At 42.9% G+C, this 17,854-nt stretch carries 12 protein-coding genes and 1 other annotated feature; of the genes, 8 read left to right on the top strand and 4 right to left on the bottom strand.

Features of this window, described 5'->3' with window-relative positions:
- Positions 1–3 precede the first annotated feature (3 nt).
- Positions 4–939 (bottom strand): aldo/keto reductase, encoded by a 936-nt coding sequence (locus tag I585_RS04575; protein WP_010739867.1) that lies wholly within the window; start codon positions 937–939, stop codon positions 4–6.
- A gap of 175 nt (positions 940–1,114) precedes the next feature.
- Positions 1,115–1,322: a binding site (T-box leader), on the top strand.
- A gap of 249 nt (positions 1,323–1,571) precedes the next feature.
- On the opposite strand from I585_RS04575, the gene hisS reads away from it, so the two are divergent.
- The 4 genes from hisS to I585_RS04555 all read left to right on the top strand — a co-directional run bounded on the left by hisS (position 1,572) and on the right by I585_RS04555 (position 7,769).
- Complete coding sequence (gene hisS / locus I585_RS04570; protein WP_010739866.1) at positions 1,572–2,870, top strand: histidine--tRNA ligase; 1,299 nt, start codon at positions 1,572–1,574, stop codon at positions 2,868–2,870.
- Between the two features lie 59 nt (positions 2,871–2,929).
- Positions 2,930–4,702 carry an aspartate--tRNA ligase gene (aspS, locus tag I585_RS04565; RefSeq protein WP_010739865.1) on the top strand — a complete coding sequence of 591 codons (1,773 nt, stop codon included), beginning with the start codon at positions 2,930–2,932 and terminating at the stop codon, positions 4,700–4,702.
- A gap of 134 nt (positions 4,703–4,836) precedes the next feature.
- Positions 4,837–5,715 carry a YitT family protein gene (locus tag I585_RS04560; protein ID WP_034708657.1) on the top strand — a complete coding sequence of 293 codons (879 nt, stop codon included), beginning with the start codon at positions 4,837–4,839 and terminating at the stop codon, positions 5,713–5,715.
- 173 nt (positions 5,716–5,888) lie between these two features.
- Positions 5,889–7,769, top strand: a complete 1,881-nt coding sequence (locus I585_RS04555) for an acyltransferase family protein (RefSeq protein ID WP_010739863.1) — start codon at positions 5,889–5,891, stop codon at positions 7,767–7,769.
- 29 nt (positions 7,770–7,798) lie between these two features.
- Here I585_RS04555 and I585_RS04550 read toward each other — a convergent pair whose 3' ends face one another.
- Together I585_RS04550 and I585_RS04545 are read right to left on the bottom strand one after the other, a co-directional pair.
- On the bottom strand, positions 7,799–8,074 hold the full coding sequence (locus tag I585_RS04550) for a GIY-YIG nuclease family protein (protein WP_010739862.1): 276 nt from the start codon (positions 8,072–8,074) through the stop codon (positions 7,799–7,801).
- Complete coding sequence (locus I585_RS04545) at positions 8,064–8,798, bottom strand: tRNA1(Val) (adenine(37)-N6)-methyltransferase (RefSeq protein ID WP_010739861.1); 735 nt, start codon at positions 8,796–8,798, stop codon at positions 8,064–8,066. Before I585_RS04545 ends, I585_RS04550 begins: the two co-directional genes overlap by 11 nt.
- Positions 8,799–8,873: 75 nt before the next feature.
- Here I585_RS04545 and I585_RS04540 point away from each other — a divergent pair, with 75 nt between their 5' ends.
- Complete coding sequence (locus I585_RS04540) at positions 8,874–9,503, top strand: lysophospholipid acyltransferase family protein (RefSeq protein ID WP_010739860.1); 630 nt, start codon at positions 8,874–8,876, stop codon at positions 9,501–9,503.
- A 16-nt stretch (positions 9,504–9,519) separates the two neighbouring features.
- On the opposite strand, the gene I585_RS04535 is transcribed toward I585_RS04540, so the two are convergent.
- Entirely contained in the window at positions 9,520–10,248 is a 729-nt protein-coding gene (locus I585_RS04535) for a DUF554 domain-containing protein (RefSeq protein ID WP_010739859.1), read from the bottom strand.
- Positions 10,249–10,404: 156 nt separating this feature from the next.
- Here I585_RS04535 and I585_RS04530 point away from each other — a divergent pair, with 156 nt between their 5' ends.
- The 3 genes from I585_RS04530 to I585_RS04520 are packed head-to-tail and all read left to right on the top strand — an operon-like array spanning position 10,405 to position 17,840.
- Complete coding sequence (locus I585_RS04530; RefSeq protein WP_010739858.1) at positions 10,405–11,538, top strand: exonuclease SbcCD subunit D; 1,134 nt, start codon at positions 10,405–10,407, stop codon at positions 11,536–11,538.
- Positions 11,538–14,660 carry an SbcC/MukB-like Walker B domain-containing protein gene (locus I585_RS04525; RefSeq protein ID WP_010739857.1) on the top strand — a complete coding sequence of 1,041 codons (3,123 nt, stop codon included), beginning with the start codon at positions 11,538–11,540 and terminating at the stop codon, positions 14,658–14,660. Before I585_RS04530 ends, I585_RS04525 begins: the two co-directional genes overlap by 1 nt.
- Positions 14,661–17,840, top strand: a complete 3,180-nt coding sequence (locus I585_RS04520; RefSeq protein WP_010739856.1) for a DEAD/DEAH box helicase — start codon at positions 14,661–14,663, stop codon at positions 17,838–17,840.
- Positions 17,841–17,854: the final 14 nt, after the last annotated feature.

The raw sequence follows: 17,854 nt of genomic DNA, 5'->3' as shown, positions 1-17,854 counted from the left end.
CTTCTATTTAAATAGTTGGTCGATCGTATCAAAGTCTTCGGTTGATAAATGAATATCAACTGCTTTCGCATTTGCTTCGACTTGATCCGGACGTTTCGCCCCAGGAATGACCACATCGATTTGCGGATGCTTCATATACCAAGCCAATACTAATTGGGTAACTGAGGCGTCATAATTATTTGCAATCGGTTTTAATTGATCGACCTTTTGGATGATCTCAGCAAAGCGTTCACCCTTGAAGTCAGGATTTTTATTGCGAAGATCACTGTCCTCAAAATGAGTTTCTTCACTATATTTTCCGGTCAGCAAGCCGGAATCCAATGGGTAGTAAGGGACAAAACTGATATTATTTGCTTTTAGATATGGAAATAATTCTTTTTCATGCTCGCGGTGGATCAGGCTGAAGCGCTCTTCAACGATATCGACGTAGCCGTCTTGGTTGGCTTCCTTCAGTTGTTCCAGTGAGAAGTTCGAGACACCGATTGCACGGATTTTTCCTTCCTCCTTCAACTGATGTAAAGCAGCGACTGCTTCATTTTTTGGTGTCGCTTCATCAGGAAAGTGGATGTAAAAAATATCAAGATAATCTGTTTGAAGTCTTTGCAGGGCTGCCTCAACCGCATCACGCAGAAATTCTGGCGAGTTGTTGAATTTGCCATTCTGCCGCATATCATGGGCGGCTTTGGTCGCGACTATCACACGAGAGCGGTCAAATTCAGGCTCTTGCAGGACTTCACCGATCAATTCCTCGGAACGGCCGCGACCGTAAGAAAAAGCCGTATCCAATAAAGTGATGCCGTTATTGATGGCGGTACGAACAACCTCTTTTCCAATGTCATCGGTCAAGTTCGGGTAAAGGTTGTGCCCACCAACTGCGTTTGTTCCTAATCCTAAAGCGCTAGCATAGACTTGTGACTTTCCAATTCGTACATCTGTCATAAAACATTCGCTCCTTGCTTTTTCTTTTCATTTAAAGAAATAGTCATTCTTTTTCAAGTTTAAAATAAAGTGTAAAAAAAAGCGACCACTCTTTTTTATTCTTCATGGATAATCGGGAAATCACTTGACTTTCGAGCTTATTTTTAGTAGCTTAGGAAGAGATAAAAACATCAATGAAATATCTATGAAGGAACCAGTAAATTACGAAAAAACGTACAGAAAAAATTGCCTTGGCTGAAAGCAATTTCGTGAAAAGTAATTGAAAGACAGTCTGGAGATGAGTGCGTGCAAAGCCGCTCCGTTACGCAAGCGTTAATTGCTAGAGAAAAAGAGGATAACTCTTTTAAAAAATAGGTGGTACCGCGACGACTTTCGCCCTTGTTCAATTTGAACAAGGGCTTTTTGCGAGTTCTGCTTTTAGCAGTTTGTTGAGTTTGAAGGGTATTTTTAAGTTTGTAACAATATAGTGAACAAGCTGTTTAGCAGAATCGTATGCGTACGAGGATAAATTCATTTTTCTGTTTTTTAGAAAAATGATTTCATTAAATCTGAGCTAGCGGTCACTTTACTTCCTGTTTTAGCAAGTTCGAAAAATAGCCAAATTAAATACATCAATATGAAGGAGATTAACCATGAGTTATCAGCGACCAAAAGGGACCAATGATATTTTACCGGGAGAAAGCGAAAAATGGCAGTTTGTTGAAGAAACAGCACGCCTAGTATTCAATGACTACCAATATCAAGAGATCCGCACACCGATTTTTGAACACTACGAGGTAATTGCCCGCAGCGTGGGTGATACTACGGACATCGTCTCAAAAGAAATGTACGACTTTTACGACAAAGGCGAGCGCCACGTGACGCTTCGACCTGAAGGCACTGCGCCAATTGTCCGCGCCTATGTTGAAAATAAATTGTTTGGACCAGAATTCAAGAAGCCTTACAAGGTTTACTATACCGGACCGATGTTTCGTTATGAACGTCCGCAAAAAGGCCGTTTGCGTCAATTCCACCAAATCGGTGTGGAGGCCTTTGGCAGCGAAAACCCAAGCCTTGATGTAGAAGTTATGGCGATGGCGATGGATTTCTTTAAGCAATTAGGAATCAGTCAATTGCGTTTGGTCATCAATACTTTAGGAGACAAGGAAACGCGGGCAAATTATCGCCAAGCGCTGATTACGTATCTTGAGGCTCATGAGGAAGAATTAAGCGAAGACTCACGGCGTCGTTTACATGAAAATCCTTTACGTGTATTAGATAGTAAAGACCGCAAAGATCAGCCAATCGTTGCTGACGCACCAAGCATTTTGGACTATTTGAGTGATTATGCTAAAGAATACTTCGAAGGTGTTACTAAGACGTTAGAATACCTAGATATCTCTTATGAAATCGATCACCGGATGGTACGCGGATTGGATTATTACAATCACACGATCTTTGAAATCATGAGCGATGCTCCGGGAATGGGTGCTCAAACAACTATTTGCGGCGGCGGACGTTATGATGGTTTGGTCGAAGAACTTGGCGGGCCGGAAACACCAGGAATCGGATTTGCGATGGGAATCGAACGGATTTTATTAACTCTAGAACAAGAGGACGTAATGATTCCAAATGCGGCAAGTTTGGATGCTTATGTAGTTGGTCTTGGCGATGCGACGAATCTGGAAGCATTGAAGGTCGTTCAAGCGATTCGCGGGTTTGGTTTTTCCGCTGACCGTGACTTTATGGGCCGAAAAGCCAAAGCACAGTTCAAAACGGCTGACAAGGAAGGCGCGAAATTAGTCCTTACTTTGGGAGAAGATGAATTGGCTAAAGGCGTGATCAACGTGAAGGATTCTGCAACGCGGGAAGAAAAAGCTTTCCCACTAACCGACGTGTATGAAGATTTTGCGGCAATCTATGATGAAATGACTATGCCGAAGCTTGACTAAACGAAATAAATCTTACTGATAACACGGTAGATTACTTAAATAAATGGAGGAATGAAAAAATGGCTAGACGTACTGTCTATTGCGGACGAGTGTCCGATGAGTATTTGGATCAAAAGGTAACATTAAAAGGGTGGGTGCAAAAACGCCGTGATTTAGGCGGATTGATTTTTATCGACCTGCGTGATCGTGAAGGTGTCGTTCAAGTAGTCTTCAATCCAGAAGAATCAAAAACAGCTTGGGAGATTGCCGATCAATGCCGTAGTGAATATGTTGTTGAAATCACAGGGACAGTGATTCGCCGCGACTCAGGTGCCGTGAATAATAAAATGGCGACAGGTGAGTTCGAAGTTAAGGGGGAAGACATCACTATTTTGAATAGTGCTAAAACACCGCCTTTCTCAATTGAAGATGAACAAAACATCAGCGATGAAGTACGTTTGAAGTATCGCTATATGGATTTGCGTCGTCCGAAAATGACTCAAAACCTGATGATGCGTCATCGTTTAACGCAATCCGTTCGTCGTTACTTAGACAACAATGATTTCTTAGATATTGAAACACCTTACTTGGCAAAATCAACGCCAGAAGGAGCGCGGGATTATTTGGTGCCTTCACGTGTCCATGCCGGACATTTCTATGCATTGCCGCAATCACCGCAAATTTTAAAACAATTATTGATGACTGCTGGTTTTGACCGCTATTATCAAATCGTTCGCTGTTTCCGTGATGAAGATTTACGTGGCGACCGTCAACCAGAATTTACTCAAATTGATATTGAAACCAGCTTTTTAACGGCTGAAGAAATTCAAGAATATACCGAAGAACTGATTGCTCAAGTAATGAAGGATGTTCGCGGCGTTGAAGTAACGTTGCCATTCCCACGTATTACATGGGACGAAGCAATGGAACGTTATGGTTCAGATAAACCAGACACACGTTTTGACATGGAATTGATCGATATTACTGAGATTGCTTCTGCGACTGATTTTAAAGTATTCCGGATGGCGTCAGACAACGGCGGCGTAGTCAAAGCGTTGAACGCTAAAGGGGCCGCTGATAAATATTCACGTAAAGAATTGGATCGTTTAGGCCAATTCGTTGGACAATTTGGTGCGAAGGGCTTGGCCTGGATCAAAGTGGACGAAAACGGCGAACTAACTGGACCGATCGCGAAATTTATGGGCGGTGTCAGTGAAGAATTGAAGAAAGCAACGAATGCTGAAGCCGGCGATGTTTTGATGTTCGCGGCAGATCAATTCTTAACAGCGGTGACTGCTTTAGGAGCGGTTCGTTCAAAAGTTGGGAAAGAGCTTGGCTTGATCGATGAAGATCGCTTTGATTATCTATGGGTCGTTGACTGGCCGCAATTTGAGTTTGATCAAGAGTTGGGTCGTTATGTATCTGCTCACCATCCATTCACAATGCCGATGGAAAAAGATATTCCAAGTTTGAAGGATCATCCTGAAAAAGTCTATGCACAAGCCTACGATATCGTCTTGAACGGGTATGAATTAGGCGGCGGTTCACTACGTATCAACACACGTGAATTGCAAGAACAAGTCTTTGAAACATTAGGCTTTACTCGTGAAAGTGCCAATGAACAATTCGGTTTCTTATTAGAAGCCTTGGATTATGGTTTTCCTCCAATCGGCGGGATCGCTCTTGGGTTGGATCGTTTCGCAATGCTGTTGGCCGGCGAAGATAATATTCGTGAAGTCATTGCCTTTCCTAAGAACGGGAAAGCGGCAGATCCAATGTCTGATGCGCCAAGTACCGTCTCTCCATTGCAGCTTTATGAATTGAGTATTGATGTTACTAAAGTAGAAGAATAAAAAAATCCGCAAACTTTTCAGCAACTCTAAGAATATACTAAGAGAAGTACCTGCCTGCGTGGCAGGTGCTTTCTTTTTTTCATGAAAATACGTATAATGTGAGTGAAATTTTGAAATGAGGCGGACAGGACATGATGAAAAAGAAGATAGAGGAGTGGCCGCACCACGATTATGCCACCCGATTATCTGTCGCAGTAGTTTATGCATTTTTAGCGGCGATTGCCGTGAACTTTTTTTACCAGCCAGGACACATCTATTCTAGTGGGGCGACCGGTTTTGCACAGATTTTAACGACACTGTCGCATCGTGTAGTCGGCTTCACCGTACCAGTATCAATCACCTTGTTCTTGATCAACGTGCCGCTGTTTTTCTTGGCATGGTTCAAGATCGGTCATAAGTTTACGATTTTTACCTTTATCACGGTTTTCTTAACGTCGTTTTTCATCCACATAATTCCACAGACGACGTTAACGAAAGATCCAATCATCTGTGCGATCTTTGGCGGGGCGATCATGGGTGTCGGCATTGGTTTTGCCTTGAAAAATGGTTTATCCTCTGGCGGATTGGATATTTTGAGTATTACCATCCGCAAAAGAACTGGGAGTTCAGTCGGCTCCATCTCGATCATCTTCAACGTGATGATTATGCTGATGGCCGGAATTTTATTTAGTTGGCAATACATGTTCTATTCTGCCTTGGCGATTTTCATGAGCGGAAAATTGACTGACGCGCTTTATACTAAACAACGGAAGATGCAGGTCATGATCGTAACCAAATGTCCTGATCGAGTAATTGCCGGAATCCAAGATCAAATGCGTCGCGGGATCACGATTATCAATGAAGCAGAAGGGGCCTATAAGCACGACAAACAAACTGTGCTGTTTACGGTTGTCACGCGCTTTGAACTGCCTCTGTTAGAATCAATCATGCGGGAAAATGATCCGGCTGCGTTTGTAAGTATCTCTGAGAATGTCCGGATCATGGGCCGGTTTTATGAAGAATCCATGGATTAAAGTTGGGACGAATGTCTCAACTTTTTTTGAATAAGAGCTTTTTCATCAAAATAACTAAAGATAAAAACTAAAATATTTAGGAAATACTTTTTTTATTGAGAAAATGTTGCAGTTTGTCAGATTTATACGTATAGTTAATTTGATATTCTATAGTAAAGTTGGAAAGTAAAAATATGGGAAAAAGACTAAAACATAGTCGCTATATTACTGGTTTTGACGGAATTCGTTCCTTAGCAGTAATCGGCGTAATTTTATATCATTTAATGCCCACTCAAATGCGCGGCGGGTATTTAGGAGTTCCTGTTTTTTTTGTGGTCTCTGGTTATTTGATCACGGATCTGCTTTTGCAGGAATGGAAACAGACGGGGCGAATCGATATTAAGCAGTTTTATTATCGCCGGATGAAACGTTTGTATCCGGCATTGGTGACAATGCTAGTCGGAGCTTCGGCGTACATAACATTGTTTCAGCGAAATCTACTGAATAATCTGCGAGGAAATGTCATCAGCAGTTTGTTCTACGTTAATAACTGGTGGCAGATCAATCACGGCATGTCCTATTTCGACCGCTTTTCTGGTGAGTCGCCATTTACACATATTTGGTCACTTGCAGTAGAAACACAGAATTATATCCTGTGGCCGATCGTTTTTGTTTTATTGATGAAGCTGGTGAAAAATAAAGGCAAAGTATTTTTGGGCATCCTGGGAGCGGCGCTTTTCTCTGCCATTTTAATGGCGGTACTGTTCAAGCCGGGACAAGATCCGACGCGTGTCTATTACGGTACTGATACTCGGTTATTCTCCATTCTACTAGGTGGTGCTTTAGCATTTATTTGGCCAAGTACACGTTTGAAAGCGCAGATTCCAAAGCAGGCCAAGCGGATCTTGAACGGAATTGGCTTAGGCTCGCTGCTGCTATTGATAGTCGCGTTCTTGTTCCTGCGAGATGATTTATCCTTTGTTTATTATGGCGGAATGTTTTTAGTGACACTTTTAAGTGTCATCTTGGTGGCTATTACGGCCCATCCAGGTGCTAGTTGGAATAAGTGGTTGACGAATCCAGTCTTTACTTGGATCGGCAAGCGCAGTTACGGCATTTATTTATATCAATTTCCGGTGATGATTTTTTATGAAGCCAAGGTAAATGTTGCGAACCATACCTTCCTTCATACGATCATGGAAGTGATCTTGATCCTTTTCGTGACAGAGCTTTCCTATCGTTACGTGGAAAAACCATTGCGTTCGTTCAATTATCGTAAAACCTTTGCTTCATTGAAGAAATCCTTCTGGGCACCAATCAAGAGCCGCAGAAAGATTGGTTTTATCCTGTCGAGCGTTATTACTTTAGTGGCCGTTGTTGGTGTGATCATTGCTCCGACAAACAAAGTCGATGCGAATCAGCAAGCTTTGCAAAAGCAGATCGAACAAAATAAGCAGGCTGCAAATAAAACAGAAGAAACACCTGCTTCAAGTGCTTCGAACGATTCGGCTCAATCGGAAGGATCGACCAGCAGCAGTGAAGTACCGACGAGTTTAGCGGATAAATATGATCTTAGCCGTCGTGAAGTAACTAAGGCTAAAAATCTGAAAGTTACCGCTTTTGGGGATTCCGTGTTGTTAGCGGGTTCTAAAGGGCTGACAGAAATTTTCCCTAAAATGGTCGTTGATGGAGAGGTAGGCAGACAGTTGAAAGATAGTCCGCCATTACTTCAGGCGTTGAAGGATAAGGGCGAGTTGAATGATACGATTCTGTTGAGCCTAGGAACGAATGGCGCCTTCAACAAAGATGACTTCGCTCAGATCATGAATGTGCTGGGTGACAAGCATCAGATCTTTATTATCAATACACATGTTCCGACCCGTCGTTGGCAAAATGATGTGAACGCCACACTGGAAGCCGCATCAAAAGAATATAAGAATGTTCATTTGATTGATTGGTACAATTTCAGTAAAGATCATACGGATTGGTTCTATGATGACCAAGTTCATCCTAATGATGTAGGGTCGATCCATTATTGCCACTTAATCGCTAAAGAGCTGTTAAAAGGCGAATAATCAATATAAAAAAAGCGTTTTGTGAGAGATCACAAAACGTTTTTTGCTTGATTTTCTGCTAAGTAGCGTTCTTTTTGTTTACGCGGTAATTTCTTAAATGCCGATTCGGCTTTGGTCGCTTCACTGCGAGTAGAAAACTTCTCGGCGTGAATCATCTGAACCGGACGCCGGCTTTGCGGATGGGTATATTTTGCTCCGGTTCCTTCATTATGTTCAGTTAAACGACGAGCTAAGTCAGTTGTATATCCGCCGTAAAAAGAGTGATCCTTGCATAATAAAACGTAAAAAAATTGCTCAGTTGCCATAAAGCATCTCCTGTAGGTCGGCAGAGTAGCTGCCAGATTGATCATAAGTATATAATGGAGGAAGGAAGCGCAGCCCTTCACTCTTGCCGTCTTTGATCCCTTCGATCAAAAGCGTATTGGCTTCTTTTCCTGGTTTAGGATAAACAAACTGGATACGTTTTGGTGCGATCCGATTGGCACGCAGGCAATCAACGATCTCTAAGAAACGATCAGGTCGATGGACCATGGTAAAGCGGCCGTTCATTTTTAATAATTTTGCCGAAACACTGACAACATCTTCGAGTGTTGCATGAATCTCGTGTCGTGCGATGGCCAAGTGAGGATTGGGATTTTTTATACTAGTAGGCAATTCTTTAAAATAAGGCGGATTGCAAACGACTAGATCGGCCGAATCAGCTCTGAAAACATCGAAGGTATTTTTTAAATCCAGCTCGTGCATCGTCATTTGCTGTTCTAAATGATTTAATAGGATGCTGCGTTCGCCCATATCGGCTAAACGAGGCTGCAACTCAATTTGATCGATCGCGGCTGAAGTTTTTCGGCTTAGAAAAAGGCCGACAGCACCATTGCCAGCACAAAGATCAATGATTTTTCCGCGTTTCGGAACCCGAGCGAAATTTGCTAATAGAACCGCATCAATGGAAAAAGAAAAAACTTCGGAGCTTTGGATAATTTGGATGTCTTCGGCGTAAAGTTGATCAATTCGTTCGCCTTTTCTTAACAATTTCGATTGCCCCCTTAAAAAAATCATACCGTTGTATTATACTACGTTTAGTTAGTTAACTGAAAGGAAGAAAAAATGTTTTTTAAATTTATTCGCGTTATCGCTCGAGGGATCTTAGCTGTCGTCAACGGCAATGCTCAATATCAAAATAAAGAGAAAATCCCTGAAGGAAATTATATCTTAGTTGCTCCGCATCGAACTTGGTGGGACCCGGTTTATATGGCTTTAGGAGCATCGCCAAAGCAATTTAGTTTTTTGGCAAAAGCAGAACTATTCAAAAATCCAATTCTGCGTTTTATATTGGTCCACTTGAACGCCTTTCCTGTTGACCGTGACAAGCCGGGACCAAGCGTGGTGAAACGTCCAGTTAGAATGTTAAAAGAATCTGACAAAAGTTTGATCATGTTTCCAAGCGGAACTCGTCACTCATCAGAATTAAAGGGCGGGATGGCTTTGATTTCTCGTTTATCGAAGAAGCCGATCGTACCCTCTGTTTATCAGGGGCCGACAAAATTTTCACAATTGTTTAAGCGGACACCGGTAATTATTCGTTTTGGTGATCCAATCGATGTTTCAGACATCAAAAAGATGGATAAGGCTGGTTTAGCCGAAGTAGAACGCCGAGTGCAAGGTGCTTTTGATCAATTAGATCGTGAGATTAACCCGAATTTTAAATATGTTGCCAAAGAAAAAAACGCTGAGTAATTCAGCGTTTTTTTGTTTAGCCTAATAACGGTACGATCCAAGTGGTCCAGATCCAACTGATCGGCATGACTAAAAGCATTGCTGGGATCATGTCAGCAGTAGGAAACATTTTGACTTTGATCATTCGAAACCCTGTCGCCAGCATTAAAAAACCGCCACAGGCTTTAAAGTCTAAAATCATCGAAGGAGTAGTCAAAGGGAAAATGACTGCGGCAATCAAGAATAGACAGAAGAAAACAATGAACTGCGGTATCGCAATGACCGCCACGACATAACCAATATTGCAGGCAAAGATGGCGGCGGTGAAAAAATCTAAGATCGACTTTGCGATCAGAATCGTATGGTCGCCTGTCATTCCCTCGGTTAAGCTGCCGAAAATCCCTGTTCCGCTGGCACAAAAAAGCACGATGATCGTGACTAAAGTACTCATGAACTCTTCATGGGAAAGCGTCAATTCTTGCTGAGGAAACTTCGCAATAGGCCGCTGCATCAAGGCTGCTGCAAAATTGATCTTTTCATTGAAGTGGAAAATCAGTCCTAAAGAGGTTCCTAAAATAATTGCCAAAATCACCGCAGGCATATTCGCCATCTGACTGATGCTGGGAATCCCCATCGCCATTGAACAAACCCCAAAGATCAAGGTGATCTGTTTTTTGAAATCTTCCGACAGCAGGTGACCAAGAAACCCGCCTAAGATGCCGCCTAAAATAATCGAAAATGAATTAATGATAATACCAATTGGCACAGCCTTCACTCCTTTTTTATGACACTCTGTTTATCCTAGCCTAAAATCCTTTGGAGAGAAAGAGTTTTCTCATGCGACATCCACTTGCTAAGCAGAAAAATATGGCAAATCGTGTTATACTTTTGGGAAGGACTTAATTAGGAAAAGGGTGGATCAATGAAAGTTTTACACACTGCTGACTGGCATATCGGGAAAAAACTTCACGGCTATGACTTGTTGCCAGATCAAGCATACATTCTTGATCAGATACTAAAAATCGCAAAAGCCGAAGCGGTTGATGCCATTATGATAGCAGGGGACTTGTACGATCGTTCGGTGCCGTCAGAGGACAGTGTCCGGTTATTAAATCAAACGATCGCAGAATGGAATTTGACGGAAGAGTTTCCGTTATTGGCGATTTCCGGAAATCATGACAGCGCTACGCGTTTAGCAACGGGGGCGCCTTGGTTCAATCAATCAAATTTTCATCTTCACACACGGTTGGCTGAAGCGTTTAATCCTATAGAGATGGGCGATACGCAATTCTATTTGCTGCCATACTTTGAACCTGTCGATGCCCGGATCTATTTTGAAGATCCCGAGCTGCGCACGATTCAAGCGGCAATGCCTAAGGTGATCGAAAAAATTAAAGCGAGTTTTGATCCAGCTAAAAAGCATATTTTAGTCAGTCATTTTTTTGTCTCAGGCAGCAGCAAGACTGATTCTGAAACAAAAATCGAAGTTGGCGGACTTGATGGGATCAATGGCAATTTATTAACCGATTTTGATTATGTAGCGTTAGGCCATCTGCATGGAAAAGACGCACTAAAGGTGGACAATGCGCGTTATAGCGGTTCGCCGTTAAAATATTCTTTGTCGGAGAAGAATCAGGCAAAAGGGGTTTGGATCTTGGAGACGGATACTGGGGAGTTCTCTTTTCGTGAATTGACACCTCTTCATGAAATTGAGGAGCTGCAAGCCAGTTTCGCAGAACTGCTGGACCCAGAATTTTATGCAACAGTTGATCGTGAGAATTACTTATCGATTCTGTTAGAGGATCGAGCGGTTATTCCTAATTTAATGAATCAATTGCGTCAGGTATATCCTCGAATCATTCAGGTTGAACGTGCGAATGGCTTTGAAACAGCCATTGAAACACGCTTGAAGACTGAAAATATCAAAGAGAAATCGCCGATCACATTAACAGAAGATTTTTTTACTGAGGTTTCGCAGGACGATTTAACAGCATTACAAAAAAAATGGATCGAAGACGGACTGCACTCGATTCTTAAAAAAGGAGGCGCAATTTAATGCTTCCTAAAAAGATTATCATGGAAAATTTTGGTCCGTTTCTACATGAAGAAGTGGACTTTGAAGAAATGTCAGAAGCTCCGCTATTTCTGATCAGCGGCAAAACCGGAGCAGGTAAAACTACAATTTTTGATGCGATCACCTTTGCATTGTATGGCGATGCGTCAGGCGGTGTGCGTTCCTCAAATGAAATTCGTTCCTCCTTTGCCGAGCCGACGGAAGAAACCAGAGTTCAATTTATTTTTGAACATCAAGGCCGAAGTTATTCAATCGAACGCTGGCCCAAGCAGACTTTGGCAAAGAAAAACGGCAAAGGCGAGACAACTAAAAATCAAAAAGTTCAATTAAGTGTTTTTGACGATGCGGGACAGGAAGCAGAGGCCTACACCAAGGTGGATGCCGTCAACGAAGTGATTTATCAAATCCTACATCTGCAAAAGGATCAGTTTCGGCAAATTGTGATGTTGCCGCAAGGAGAGTTTCGAACATTTTTAAATGCCAACAGTACTGAAAAAGAAACCGTTCTGCGCAGTTTATTCGGAACTAGTTTCTATCGTAATTTTACGGACAATTTGAAGCTTCAAAAGACGGAGCTGGAAAAGGCCGTTGGTGAGTTGACGACACGAATCGATCAACTATTTCAGCAGGTGGTTGCTGATAAAGGTGCGACCTACGCGGAGTCGTTAAATTTGGCTCGAAACTATCTAGCAGCAGAAGAACAAGAATTGATAAAAAGTCGGGCTGAACTTACAGAAAAACAAACTAAGCAAAAAGAACTTCAACAACAATACCAAAAGGCTCAGGAGCTGTCTGAAAGTTTCCGCCAAGCCGAGGAAACTCGCGGCCAGCTTGAGGCATTAGAAGAACAGCTGCCGGAACATGAAGAAAAGAAAAAGCAGTTAAGCCGAGCAAAAGAAATCGAAAAAATCCGGCCCACCTATGACCGGACGAGAGAATTAGAAAAGCTTCAAGATCAGCAAAGACAAGAGGTTCAAACGAATCAGCGCCATTCCGAAGAGCTGGAACAGCGATACAGCGATGCTCAGAAAGAAACAGCCGAGCTTGAACAACGGAGTGCCGTTTGGCAATCAAAGGAAAAAGAGCTGCAAAACCTGGAATTGATTTTACCGTTAGTCAAACAAAAGAATCAATGGGCTGAACAAAAAGCTGAATTGACAGTTAAACAAGCACAGCAGCAAACGCAATTAGCTCAAATCAATGAGCAGTTGAAAAATCATGAAGATAAGAAAAAAATCCTAGAAGCCAAACAAAGCACTGAAAAGGTTTGGCAGGATCGACGCTATGAAGAGCTGCAATTTCAGCAACAAGTCACGAAGCTGCAAGAACTGGCGAAGCAGATTTTTGATCAGCAGGAAGAGGAAGAAGATCAGCAGATCAAATTGGCTCAATTAGTTGAGAAAACCAGTCGAACCAGCAATCAATTAACTAGTGAAACGGCTGATTATAAGAAGTTGAAAAGCCAGTGGGCATCCGCGGAGATTGCCCGTTTAAGTATGGATTTACTACCGGGCGAACCGTGTCCCGTTTGCGGATCAAAAGAACATCCGAATCCAGCGCAGCACAGTGAACTGACCACCGATAATCTGGGACAGTTACAAGTAGCGCTTGAAACCCAAGAAGCTCGTATCAAGCAATTAGAACTGATCAGAGAACAGTCGGAAGCTCGTTATGAAGTAGCGAAGCAGACGTTTGATAAGCTGCAGGAGGAACGTCTGACCGGACAAAAAACACTGGAACTGCAAATCGAGCAGCTTCAAAGCAGCTTTGATGATTTTTATCAGACGGCGGTTACAGATGAGGTAGAGAAAATCGTCGAATTTCTCGAGGATCGGAAAAAAGAGACGGAAGCCGCGCTGGCCGAGATCGTGGAAACCAAGCAGGCTCTGCAAGAGCTAACGAGTGAAACCTCGGATGATCAAGCGAAGAAACAGGAAATCGAGGAAACGCTGAATGCTGTGAACGGTGATTTGCGTACCTTAGATGGCCGACTTGCTAGTTTAGAAGAGCAGACAGCGGATTGGCAATTAACAACAGTAGAGGCTCGCATTGCGGAACTGACTCAAGCTTTAGAAGAGCACCGGATTCTTCTGCAAGCCCATCAGACAGCGATCAAAGAAATTGAACAGCAGCGGATTCGCCTGCAAGAGAATAGCCGACTTTTGGCGAAACAGCAGCAAGAGACTGCTGAAAATCTGCAAAACTATCAACAACAGCTGCAAAAGCAATTGACGGAAGCAGGTTTGGAAATCGAGCTGCTGGCAGAACCACTCGTGGATCTTTCATTGTTAGAAAATGCCATTGCAGAATACGAGCAGCAGCTTTTAGTTTTAAAAGATCGTCAAAAACGGCTGATAGAAACGATTAAGGATCAACAAAAGCCGGAATTGGATCAATTACAAAGCCTGCTGACCGAAAGCGAAGCAGAAGTTCAAGACTACCAGCAGCAATATTATGCAAACGAGAACCATTTGCAGCAGCAACGTGAACTAATTGAGAAAATCGAGAGTCTTCAAGAGCAAAGTAAAGAGCAGTTGGCTGAACTAAGTCAGATGATTCAGCTTTATCAGACGATGAATGGCGACAATCCGCAAAAAATCAGTTTGGAGCGCTACGTATTGCAGTGGTATTTGGCAGAAGTCTTGCAGAGCGCCAACCAGCAGCTGAACCAGCTGACGAAAGGCCGCTATCGTTTTGAATTGAAGCAGGAAAGCGGACGTTCAAAAGGCAATACAGGGTTAGAAATCAATGTTTATGATGATAATGCTGGAGCGACTCGCAGTTCCCATACTTTGTCGGGCGGCGAAAGCTTTATCGCTGCACTGTCACTGGCACTAGGATTAGCAGAAGTGATTCAGAATCAGGCTGGCGGAGTGGCGATCGAAGCGCTATTTATCGATGAGGGCTTTGGTTCATTGGATGAAGAAGCGTTGGAGATGGCGATGGAAGCGTTAGAAGGTATTGAAAACGCGGGACGAATGATTGGTATCATCAGTCACGTAAGAGAGTTGAAAGAACGTATTCCACAACAAATTATTGTGGAAACTAGCGGGACGGGACGCAGCAGTATTCGTTACCAGCTAGAAGGATGGAGTGAAACGTAAATGAGATGGAGTATTCCAGAAAAAGTGATTGAACGCGGCAGAACTTATTTAAAAGAGGGACGGGTCTTATCCGTTGAGGCGGACCCAGCTAGACGTGTTTGGCATGGTGAAGTATTAGGCAGCGAACTTTATCTGGTTGATTTAGATGGCAGTGGAAAAGAAAATGATATTTGCGCTTGTCCTTACTGGGAAGAGCACGGATATTGCAAACATACTGTAGCAGTGGAGTTGTACCTGCGGGAAAAAGGTCTTTCTCGAGTGATCAAACCCGAGACTGTTTTGCCGAAAAAGATGGAGAGCAGCGTGTCTTTTGCTGATCTGTTGAACCAAGGATTTTCACGCTTGGAAAAAGAAGCAGAACCGTTGCAATCGCTATTTGTTGATTTTATAGTCGAGGCGATCCCAACGAATCCTTATCATCCTGAGTTGGATGTTTTGACGTTGTCATTAAGAATCGGCAGTAATTTGAACAAGCGGAGTTATATCGTAAAAAACCTGTATGACTTCCTGCATGCGTATCAAACAGATTCAGCCTATACGGTCAATAAACAATACCGCTTCCAGATTGAGGCCGGGGCCTTTGATCCTAAATGCCGAGACTTGATTGAAGATTTAGTTGGAATCAGCGAAACGTATCAGCTATTGGGTAAAACAGGTCTGCAAGTCAAAGGCAAATTAGACAAGCGCTATCTCTTGCTGCCGGTTCATCGGATGCAGGAATTATTGAGAGCGATGGAAAAAACAGGCCACTTAAGTATCAAATTAGGTGAAAAAACGTATTCTGAAGTTCACGAAGGACAAGAATTACCGTTATCCTTCACTTTGGAAAAACGTGGTGAAGATGATTTTGGTTTAACGATTGAGGATGGATTTACGAACTATTATAGTAACTATTTCCTAGGCTTTGTTGAAAATTCTTACTATTTGATGACTCACGAACAGCAAGATACCTATATTACAATGAAGCAATTGATGAAACGTTTGAAAGAACCGGTTATTGCTTATGAGCAGCGCCAGCTTTCGCAATTGTTCACAGATGTTTTTCCTTACTTACGAAAAATCGGGCGAGTAATCGTAACCGATGATGTCGCGGAGATCATGAAAGAAGAACCTTTGCGGGCGGTCGTGATTTTCCGCAAGATCAAAGGGATGGTCAAAGCAGAAGCCGAATTCCATTATGGTAACGCCTACTTCTCTACTAATGAGGCTCATCAGCCAAAACTTCCGAACAACGTGGAGATTTTACGGGATCGAAAAAAAGAGAAACAAATTTTAGCACTCTTTGATACGTATCGTTACCAAAAAATCGATACGGGTTTTGAGAAGAAATTGCCGGTCAAAGATAATCTATATTACTTCTTCACAGTCGAGGTAGAGGAGTTCCGCCGCTTCGCCGAAGTGCGTATGGGTAAAAAATTGCGTCAACTATTTTTAGACGGTGAAGAATTCCAGCCAACACTTGAAGTTGGACAAGAGGGTTCTTGGCTGGATATCAAATTTGATGTTACTGGCATTAATGACAATGAGATTGATCATGTACTTAATAGTTTGTTGCGGAAGGATCGCTTTTATACATTGGATAATGGAGAAGTCTTATCCTTTGATTCAGAGGCTTTCCAGCAAACCAGCGAGCTGATCGGTCAATTACGGGAAAAAATCAGTGCCAAAGACGGATTGATTCGTTTACCGAAGAGTCAAGGAATCATGTTGGAGCAGCGTTTGAAGGATAACCCGCAGGCGCAATTTAGTGAAAGCTTTACTGCGATGGTACAGGATCTGACTCATTCAGAAGACTATCCGGTGGAGCTGCCAGACAATTTGCAGGCTACTTTGCGGCCGTATCAGGAAGCTGGCTTCCGCTGGCTGAAAATGCTGAGCGACTATGGTTTCGGGGGAATCCTGGCCGATGAAATGGGGCTAGGTAAAACAATCCAAGTTATCACCTTTTTGTTAGCAGAGAAGAGACAACAGCCGATCAAAGCATTGATCGTAACGCCAGCAAGTTTAGTTTATAACTGGCAGGCAGAAATCAAGAAATTCGCGCCTAGTCTAGAATCAATGGTTATCTCGGGAAATCGCGGAGAGCGGGAACAGTTACTTGAGAACGCTGACGAAATCGTTATTACTTCGTATGCAAGTTTGCGGCAAGATATAGACCTGCATGAAAAGCAAGGTTATCAGTATATGATCCTTGATGAAGCGCAGATGGTGAAAAATGCCTCAACGAAAACGTCTAGTGCTCTGCGTAATTTATCGATTCCGCATCGCTTCGCGTTAAGCGGTACGCCGATTGAGAATAATCTGGAAGAGCTATGGTCGTTGTTCCAAACCGTTATGCCGGGATTCTTCCCGACGATCGGTCGTTTCCGTCAAATGGCCGTCTCAGAGATTGCCAAGATGATCCAGCCATTTGTTTTACGACGTGATAAGGATACCGTCTTGCAAGAGCTGCCAGAAAGAATCGAATCCAACGTTTTAAGCAGCTTAACGGAAGAACAGAAGACCGTTTATCTGGCGTATCTAAAACGCATGCGTCAAGAAGTCGATCAAATGGACTCTGCAACGTTCCGTAAGCAGCGTGTAAGCATTCTGGCAGGTCTGACCCGTTTACGCCAAATCTGCGATGATCCGCGTCTATTTATGGAAGGCTACGAAGGCGGGTCAGGGAAGCTGGATCAGGTCAAAGACTTGATTCATGCAGCGAAGGAAAATGGCCGACGTGTCTTATTATTCTCACAATTCACTAGTATGCTTTCAATTATAGAGAAAGAATTCGCGGATGAAGGCATTTCAAGCTTCTATTTACGTGGAAGTACCAAAGTCGCGGATCGGTTGAAGATGGTAGATGATTTCAACGGCGGTGAAAAAGATGTCTTCTTGATTTCTTTAAAGGCCGGGGGAACCGGATTGAACTTAACCGGTGCTGACACAGTCATTTTATATGACCTATGGTGGAATCCGGCAGTAGAAGAACAGGCTGCTGGACGCGCACATCGAATCGGACAAAAGAAAGTCGTCGAAGTTTGGCGCATGATTGCAGAAGGAACAATTGAGGAACGAATGAACCTATTGCAGCAAGAAAAACGGGAATTGTTCCAAAAGGTTATCCAAGGCAATGAAGAACAAACCAACAAGCTTACTGAAGAAGATATTCGCTTGATCCTAAGTTTGGGCGAATAAAAAAGTTTGCAGCG

The organism is Enterococcus malodoratus ATCC 43197, from assembly GCF_000407185.1.
GTDB classification, from domain to species: Bacteria; Bacillota; Bacilli; order Lactobacillales; family Enterococcaceae; genus Enterococcus_A; species Enterococcus_A malodoratus.
The sequence above is the reverse complement of the archived record's forward strand: the minus strand, read 5'-3'. Positions and strand labels throughout refer to the sequence as shown.